The following is an 8,132-nucleotide window of genomic DNA, read 5'->3' as shown; positions in this document are numbered from 1 at the left end:
ATGAATGGATCGCCTGTGCTGCCGCCTTCGCAGCCTCGCTGAAGCTCGACAGCTCCCACAGGAGATTGGCGGTGATTGGGGAAATACCGCCGGCAGGGCTATCGCGTCTAGCGCGTGTTCGCCAGCGACATAGATCAAAGGTGGGAGCTGGCTTGCCTGCGAAAGCGGCGGTACTGTCGATGAACAGGTCGCCTGTGCCGCCGCCTTCGCAGCCTCGCTGAAGCTCGACAGCTCCCACAGAAGGTTGGTGGTGATTGGGGAAATACTACCGACGAATGTGGGAGTAGGCCCCCTCCCACATGGGTTCTTCGCTGAGTTTAACGGCCGGTACGAATGGTGTTCCACACCCGCGTACGCACCCTATCGATATTCAACGGCATTGCCTCCAGCGCAAACAGCTTGCCCATCATGTCCGGGCTTGGGTACACCTTGGTGTCCGCCTTGATCGCCGGGTCCACCAGGCTGTCTGCTGCGCTGTTGCCATTGGCGTAGTGCACATAGTTGGTGATGCTGGCCATCACGTCCGGGCGCAACAGGTAGTTCATGAACGCGTAGCCGGCTTTTTCGTCAGGCGCATCGGCGGGCATGGCAACCATGTCGAACCAGATCGCGGCACCTTCCTTGGGGATGTTATAGCCGATGTTCACGCCGTTCTTGGCTTCCTTGGCGCGGCTTTCGGCTTGCAGGATGTCGCCGGAGAAGCCGACGGCCACGCAGATGTCGCCATTGGCCAGGTCGGCGGTGTATTTCGAGGAATGGAAGTACGCCACATACGGTCGCACTTTCATCAACAGGTCTTCGGCTTTTTTGTAGTCCTCAGGCTTCTTGCTGTGGTGCGGCAAGCCCAGGTAGTTCAGCGCAGCCGGTAGCAGTTCCGGGCCGTTGTCGAGGATCGCTACTCCGCATTTTTGCAGCTTGGCCATGTTTTCCGGCTTGAAGATCAAGTCCCAGGAATCCACCGGCGCATTGTCGCCCAGTACGGCCTTGACCTTGTCGATGTTGTAGCCGATGCCGGTGCTGCCCCACAGGTACGGGAAACCGTGGGTGTTGCCCGGGTCGTTGTTTTCCAGGGCCTTGAGCAGTACCGGGTTGAGGTTCTTCCAGTTGGGCAACTGGCTCTTGTCGAGCTTTTTAAGCGCACCGCCCTGGATCTGCCGGGCCATGAAGTGGTTGGATGGGAACACCACGTCGTAGCCCGATTTACCGGTCATCAACTTACCGTCGAGGGTCTCGTTGCTGTCGTACACGTCGTAGGTGAAACCGATGCCGGTTTCTTTCTGGAAGTTCTTGGTGGTGTCCGGCGCAATGTAGTCCGACCAGTTGTAGATTTTCACCGTTTCGGCGGCCTGGCTGATAGAGGCCACCAACATCAAGGGCAACAGGGCAATGGCTTTCATGGTTCGATTTCCTGGCGGTTTTAAGGCTGTTTTTATGGCAGGCGATCAAGGATCAAAGCGTTACAGAATCAACACGTAGGTCTTGCGCACGGTCTCCTGGATATCCCAGATCCCGGTACTGTTGGCTGGCAACATCAGTGCATCGCCGGCTTGTATGTGAACCACTTCACCGCTGTCGGGGGTGAAGGTGCAGCGCCCCTGGATAAAGTGGCAAAACTCCTGGGACTTGATCTGCCGACGCCAGCGGCCCGGGGTGCATTCCCAGATGCCGGTTTCGACGCCGTCGTTGCGTTCCACGCTCAAGGTCGAGGCCACGGCAATGGGCTCGCCCAGGGGCACGGCCACTGGTGCAGAGTCCGGCAAGTGGGCGTTCAGCGTGTCTTTGAATTGAGTGATGCTCATGGGTTTTCCCGTGTGAGTGAAACGATTAGTGCATGAAACCTTCCATGAAACCGGCCACACCGATCGCCAACTTGCGCCGCCATGGCGCGCTATTGGGGTTGGCCAACACTTGGTCTTCATGGACAAAACTGCGAATGATCGCGTTGTAGCCCAACCAGCGGCAGGGTTCGGGTTCCCAGGCCTTGAGCGCCTCCAGGCCACGCTCGCGGATGACCCAGGGCTGAGTGGTCAACGGCGTGTCGAGTCCCAGGATCAGGTCAGCCAAGGTTCGCCCCCCCAGGTTGGTGGCACCGACGCCCTCCCCGCCATAACCACCGGACAGCGCAATGCCGGTCTTGTGGTCACACAACATGTGCGGCCGGAAGTGGCGTGACATGCCGAGGTTGCCACCCCAGGAATGGGTAATCCGCACCTTCTTCAGCTGCGGGAAGAGTTCGCCGAACAGATAACGACGCAACTCCACCTCACTGTCGGTCAGATCAAAGTTGTGCCGTAACTTGCCGGCAAACTGGTAGCCGCCACGGGCACCGAACACCAGGCGGTTGTCAGCCGAACGCTGGCCATAGGTGACCTGACGGCTGCTTTCGCCAAACGCCTGGCCATGGCTCAAGCCGATTTCATCCCAGGTCGCTGGGGACAGCGGTTCGGTGGCGACGATCAGGCTTTGTACTGGCAGTTGATAACGGCCCAGAGGCGGCAAGGTGTTGGCGTAACCCTCCACCGCCGGCACCACCCAGGCAGCACGCACACTGGCCTGGGGGGTGCGCAGGCTGCCAGACTGCCAGTGGGTGACTGGGCTGTTCTCGTAGATCGTCACCCCCATGTTCTCCACCACCCGCGCCAGACCGCGCACCAGCTTGGCGGGGTTGATAGTCGCAACATGGGGCGCATAGATACCGCCATAGGGCTTGGCGATACGGATCTGCTCGGCCAACTGTTGGGGGTCCAGCCAGCGGTAATCGTCTTCAGTGAGGCCCTGGGCGTGAAGCTTGTCCAGGTAACGGCGCAGGCTGCCTTCCTGCTCGGGGTAACGAGCGGCGCAGTACAGCACACCGCCTTTGCGATAGTCGCAATCGATGCCTTCACGGGCCAGCACCTGAGCCACTTCGTCAGGAATGCCGTGCAACAAATCGAAAGAGGCACGGCGTTGTTGCGCGGCGAGCCCCGCCAACAATCGGTCTTCGCCCAGCAAGTTTCCCATCAACCAACCGCCGTTGCGGCCAGATGCGCCAAAACCGGCCGTTTGGGCTTCAATGATCGCAATTTTCAGCTCGGGCGCCTGGCGCTTCAGGTAATACGCGGTCCATAACCCGGTGTAGCCGGCGCCGATAATGGCCACGTTGACGTCCAGGTCGTGGGCCAGTGTCGGCCGCGCCAACAGCGGGTCGTCCAACTGGTCCATCCATAAACTGATATTGCGCCATGCCGGCATGCCCAACTCCCCTACCTCGTTTCGATAGGGACGATCCTAGGGCGTGCCGTTATGAATTGTCTTGCGCGCGTGCACGCAGAGAAATTTGCTTGACGTAGGCCTTGGGCGACTGCCCGGTGTGTTGGCGAAACGCGCTGTAAAACGCCGACAGCGAATTGAAACCGGCAGCGAACGCCAGGTCATCGATCTTTATCGGCGGCACCGCTTTGTCCAATCCGGTCAGCAAATGCTGGAGTCGCGCCTGGTTGACGTAACGGTAGAAGCTTTGCCCCAGCACTTGGTTCAACAGGTAGGAAATCTGATTACGGCTGTAGCCACACTCCTTGGCCACTCGTTGCAGATCCAGCTCCGGATCGAGATAGGGTTGCTGCTGCTGGAAGTAGTGCTGCAGGTCGTTGGCCATGTGCCCCAATTGCTGGGGTGACAGGCCCAGGCGGCTGACGGTCGGGCGCATGGCCTGGGTGGGTTGTTCATGCACCAGCGATGCATATTCATTGACCCGCCAGATCAGCCCGTCACGTACGGTGATCGCCTCACTGGTACGGAACGACACCAGCCCCTGGCCGCCCCGCAAGGTGATGCGGTACTGGATGAAGGCCGTATCACCGTCAGCGCGAATACGGTCGATGTGCTCAATCGCCTCATCCGGCCCACGGGGCATGCTGGCTTGCAGGTACTCGCGCAGTTCGGCATGGCCCACCACGCGATTCTGGAAAAAGTCGTGGTACTGGATATCCGGGTGGTAGTAGGACATGACCCCGTCCAGGTCCCGATGACGCCAGCACAGGTGGTGACGCAACACCAGCTCACCGGTGGCGTGGGTGTTTTGGCAATCATCGGCTGGGGCGATGTCAGGCATGTATGACTCTGCTGCGGGTAAACGGTTGAGATTGCCGAACTTCAGCGGCGCAATCAATGGCTGATCGGAGCTTATCACTAATGGCATTTTGCCTGGATTGGAGTAGGACATGACCTACATCAAAGCATCCGAAAACAACCGCCGAACGGGACGCAAAAATTCACCTGGCAGTTGCGAACGAATGCTATTTTTAAGTTCTTCGACACCATGACCAATGAAGGTCTTGGCCCCTGCCGCGAGCAAAAGGAAGCGCTCAATGAACAAGGTGGGCAATATGAACGGCAACATGAACAAAGTGACGTTCCCCAACGCCTGCCAGCTTATGCGCTGGCATTTTCATCCGATGGGTTTCGAAGGCAGCATGGATGCGCCTGGCAGTATGATCGTGCGCCTGTTCGACCGTGCCAGCGGCGAGACATTGATCGCCATCGCCGGCATCCCCTGTGCTGCCGTGATGAATGCCAGCGATGTGGAACGCATCATCGAGGCGGTGGAGGATGAGCTGGCGTCTTTTGTGCCACCGCTATCTTTGCGCGCTTGAAGCTGATTCAAGGGCTTGCTCCCGATAGCGGTGTGTCAGTCGATGAACCGGTATCAGGACTAGCGCTTTCGCGGGCAAGCCCGCTCCCACATGGCAGTGTGCTTATCGGCTAACTACCTGCGCTGATCATTGAAGTACGCTTTTTTGCCATCGACCCGCTCCGATGCCCTCGGCACGTTCACACCTTGGCCTTCCGGCTTCTCCACATACCAATAACAATGGCTGACCGCCCGGGTGATACCGACGTAGGCGAGGCGCAGCACTTCGTCTTTTTGCGCCGTGTCGTAGGGTTCGCTGTCACCGTCCTTGCCCAATCCGGCCATGCGGTAAACCTGATTCTTGTAGGGTGAGCTGGTAACGTGTTGGCAATCCCCGAGTAGGAAAACTGCATCCGCCTGCAGGCCCTTGGCGCTGTGGTAAGTCAGCTGTTTCAACCTGCGAGCGTGCGGCGGCAAGCTAGAATCCACATTAACAATCGACTGAATATGCTCTTGAATCAGTAACTTATCGTTACTTTTTCGATATAGCATTAACACCGTCTCACCCCTTTGATAATGCTCCAGCAGCGTACGCCCCAGCGCCGCTTCATCACGCTCCAGCACAGCCACCGGCACCAAGGGCTTGGGTGTACCGCTGGCCTTGGCCTTTTTGCCGGGAATCGCCGGGGCGCTGCGCACGACATGCTCGGCGGCGTCGATGATGTGCTGGTGACTGCGGTAGTTCTCGCTGAGCATCACACGGGTGGTGGTGGGTGACGGAAACTCCGTGTTGAACGCCATGAAGTACTTGGGCGAACTGCCTCGCCAGCCGTAAATCGACTGCCAGTCATCCCCCACGCACAATAATGAAGAGCGCTGCGCCCCACGCCCGACATGCATCGCCGGACCACGGCTGCGGATCTCGCGCAGGCTGGCGCGTACCCAGGACACGATCTGCGGCGAGATATCCTGGAACTCATCGATCATCAGGTGCGACATCGGTCGCAGCAACGGGTCGCTGAGCAACTTGAGATTCTCGGGAGTGTTTTCGCCGAACAGCGAGAACATGCGGTTGTAGGTCATGATCGGCGGCGACTGGTCGAGCAGATGGTCTTCCAGGGCTTTCCAGAAAATACTCAAGGCTTCGAAGAACAACCGGTCGGGGTCGTCCTTGGCGAAGCTCATCTGGCCTACGGCAGTCGGCACGTCCAGGCCAAGGTTCTCGATGAACCCTGCGGCCATGACAAAACTGTCCAGCAGCGGTGCCGACGCCAGTTCGCCCTTCACCTTGTAATCAAAGCCTGGACCTGCGGTTGCGTCGCCTGCCAAGCTACTTAACAGTCGCTTTGATGACTCATAACTATCAAGCCATATCAAAGGCTTACGACAGAAAGCTTGAAACAAGGTGCGCTTCACTGCCCATTCCGCGCGCACTGATAGCTTGGCATTGGGGCGAGTGATCTGGGCGTTCTCCCGAGCATCGAAGCCCAACACTACCCAGGCATCCAGTCCAGGAATGTAGCCATGGCAATGGAGCTGTGCACCGTTGATTTCAAAGGTCTGGCGGCTGGGTTCGATGCCCTTGATCGGCCAGGCGCCAGCACGAAACCACAGGTCTTCGATCACATCGCAGAGTTCTTCGTCGCGCTTGGCCGCCAGCTCGGTCACTGCGATGCGTTTTTGCACATCCGGGTGATCGCGCTCCAGCTCCTTGAGCTGCAACCCCTGGCGCGCCAACGGCACGATGAGTTCACGAAAGCGCTCATGGCGCCCCTGCAAACGGTGGTAGCAGGCATTCATCTGCTGACGCTGTGCGTCGCTGATACGCAGGTCGAACGGATTGCTGTCGGCCTCCTCTAGACCACTGCCGAGGTTTTCAAAGGCCTGCAGCCGCTCAAAGCCTGGCAGGCTGCGCACCATGGGCAGAATGCGCGAGTGAAAGGTACGCACCACGGCCTGGGCTTCTTTGCTGCCAATGGGTTGGCCCCACAGGCTGAGAATCTGCATGAGCTTGTTGATAAAGTCTTTGCGTGATTCGCGGGTGAACGTCACCACTGTCATCGAGCTGAGTTCGAAGCCCAGGTAATGGGTCAACAGCAGGATACGCAGCACCAGAGAGGTGGATTTACCGGCACCTGCTCCAGCAATGACGGAGGTCGAGGGCGTATCGCTGAAGATCATCTTCCACTGCGCCGCGCTGGGCTGGGCATACTCGGGCAGCAAGCGGGCCACATCGGCCTTCATGCGCTTTTTCACATCGGCGGTCAGGGGCAGGCGCCAGTCATCGAAGAGGCTGTCGTCTATTCCCGGCGCACGATGCTCCTGCGGGCGAAAGTCGCGAATCAACAGGACTTGCCGGCCCTCTTCAATGCCATCGGCCTTGCCTTCGCGGTAGCCGTACTCCACGCCCGCCTCATGCCCACTGCGGAAACCATCAGCCTGGCCATGCAACCAGGAAAATCGATGCTGGGCGCGCAAACGGGTCAGGCCATGCCCAAACAGACGCGCCGCCAGGCGCTTGAGCAAGGGCATTTCTGCCAGGGGACGCAGCTCGGGCGGTAGATCGGGCTTTTGTTGCGGCACGCGGACTCCTGCGATGTGCTTAGCTTCGACAAGTGCGTCATGGTCGCCGGAATCGGCGTTCAGTTCCAGCCAATTGCTTTATGGTCATGCAGTTAGGCGATGAAGTGAAAGTCAAAACGCCAAAAACCAATCTAATCAACTGATAGGAATCAGGCACTTTTTACGCTTTTTATCGATCATCCGCTCGCGGAAAATAGGGGCCATCCACAGGAGACGATCATGCTTGAACTTCGACCTTTCAACACCCTGGGCGGTGCCCATCACGGCTGGCTTGATGCTCATCACCATTTTTCATTCGCCGAGTACCACGACACCAAGCGCATGCACTGGGGTAACCTGCGGGTGTGGAACGACGACATCATCGCGCCGGGCACCGGCTTCCCACAGCACCCGCACCGTGACATGGAAATCATCACCTATGTGCGTGAAGGCGCTATCAGCCATGCCGACAATCTGGGCAACAAGGGCCGTACCGAGGCTGGCGACGTGCAGGTCATGAGCGCCGGCACCGGGATCGCCCACAGCGAATACAATCTGGAGGCCACGCCGACCAAAATCTTCCAGATCTGGATTATCCCGAACGAAGCCGGACTGCCACCTTCCTGGGGCGCCAAGCCGTTTCCCAAAGGGGATCGTGAGGGCTTTGTGACCCTGGCCAGCGGCAAGGCAGGCGACAATGAAAGCCTGCGCATTCGCGCCGATGCGCGCCTGGTGGCGGCCAACCTGAAAGCTGGGGAAAGCGCTGAGTATCAGTTGGACAGCGGACGTCGTGCATATCTGGTGCCCGCGACCGGTGTGATTGAAGTCAATGGCTTGCGCGCACAAGCTCGAGACGGTGTCGCGGTTGAGCAAGAGCAAGTGTTGCGGGTAACGGCGATTGAGGACAGCGAGATTGTCCTGGTCGACCTGGCCTGATCTTAGGCCTTGTTAGCATCTAATG

The 8,132-nt window shown here is 58.8% G+C and carries 7 protein-coding genes; 2 read left to right on the top strand and 5 right to left on the bottom strand.

The window, feature by feature from the left end; translation table 11 throughout:
- Nucleotides 1–317 precede the first annotated feature (317 nt).
- Genes ACRESD_RS24275 through ACRESD_RS24260 form a run of 4 tightly spaced genes read right to left on the bottom strand, consistent with a single transcriptional unit; the run spans nt 318 to nt 4,090 of the window.
- Nucleotides 318–1,397: a polyamine ABC transporter substrate-binding protein gene (locus ACRESD_RS24275; protein WP_431753228.1), complete on the bottom strand. Its 1,080-nt coding sequence runs from the start codon at nt 1,395–1,397 to the stop codon at nt 318–320.
- Between the two features lie 60 nt (nt 1,398–1,457).
- On the bottom strand, nt 1,458–1,799 hold the full coding sequence (locus ACRESD_RS24270) for a cupin domain-containing protein (protein WP_431753227.1): 342 nt from the start codon (nt 1,797–1,799) through the stop codon (nt 1,458–1,460).
- Between the two features lie 25 nt (nt 1,800–1,824).
- A complete protein-coding gene (locus ACRESD_RS24265; protein WP_431753226.1) occupies nt 1,825–3,231 on the bottom strand; it encodes an NAD(P)/FAD-dependent oxidoreductase in 1,407 nt (468 codons plus the stop codon).
- A 49-nt stretch (nt 3,232–3,280) separates the two neighbouring features.
- The gene (locus ACRESD_RS24260) at nt 3,281–4,090 is read right to left on the bottom strand and encodes a helix-turn-helix domain-containing protein (RefSeq protein WP_431753225.1); all 810 of its coding nucleotides are present in this window, start codon (nt 4,088–4,090) and stop codon (nt 3,281–3,283) included.
- A gap of 256 nt (nt 4,091–4,346) precedes the next feature.
- Here ACRESD_RS24260 and ACRESD_RS24255 point away from each other — a divergent pair, with 256 nt between their 5' ends.
- Nucleotides 4,347–4,631 carry a DUF1652 domain-containing protein gene (locus tag ACRESD_RS24255; RefSeq protein ID WP_431753224.1) on the top strand — a complete coding sequence of 95 codons (285 nt, stop codon included), beginning with the start codon at nt 4,347–4,349 and terminating at the stop codon, nt 4,629–4,631.
- A gap of 113 nt (nt 4,632–4,744) precedes the next feature.
- Here the strand turns inward: ACRESD_RS24255 and ACRESD_RS24250 are convergent, their stop codons facing one another.
- Entirely contained in the window at nt 4,745–7,192 is a 2,448-nt protein-coding gene (locus tag ACRESD_RS24250; RefSeq protein WP_431753223.1) for a UvrD-helicase domain-containing protein, read from the bottom strand.
- A 219-nt stretch (nt 7,193–7,411) separates the two neighbouring features.
- Here ACRESD_RS24250 and ACRESD_RS24245 point away from each other — a divergent pair, with 219 nt between their 5' ends.
- A complete protein-coding gene (locus ACRESD_RS24245; RefSeq protein ID WP_431753222.1) occupies nt 7,412–8,107 on the top strand; it encodes a pirin family protein in 696 nt (231 codons plus the stop codon).
- Nucleotides 8,108–8,132 lie beyond the last annotated feature (25 nt).

Source organism: Pseudomonas sp., from assembly GCF_050739995.1.
Taxonomy (GTDB): domain Bacteria; phylum Pseudomonadota; class Gammaproteobacteria; order Pseudomonadales; family Pseudomonadaceae; genus Aquipseudomonas.
This window is presented reverse-complemented; position numbering and strand designations above follow the sequence as displayed.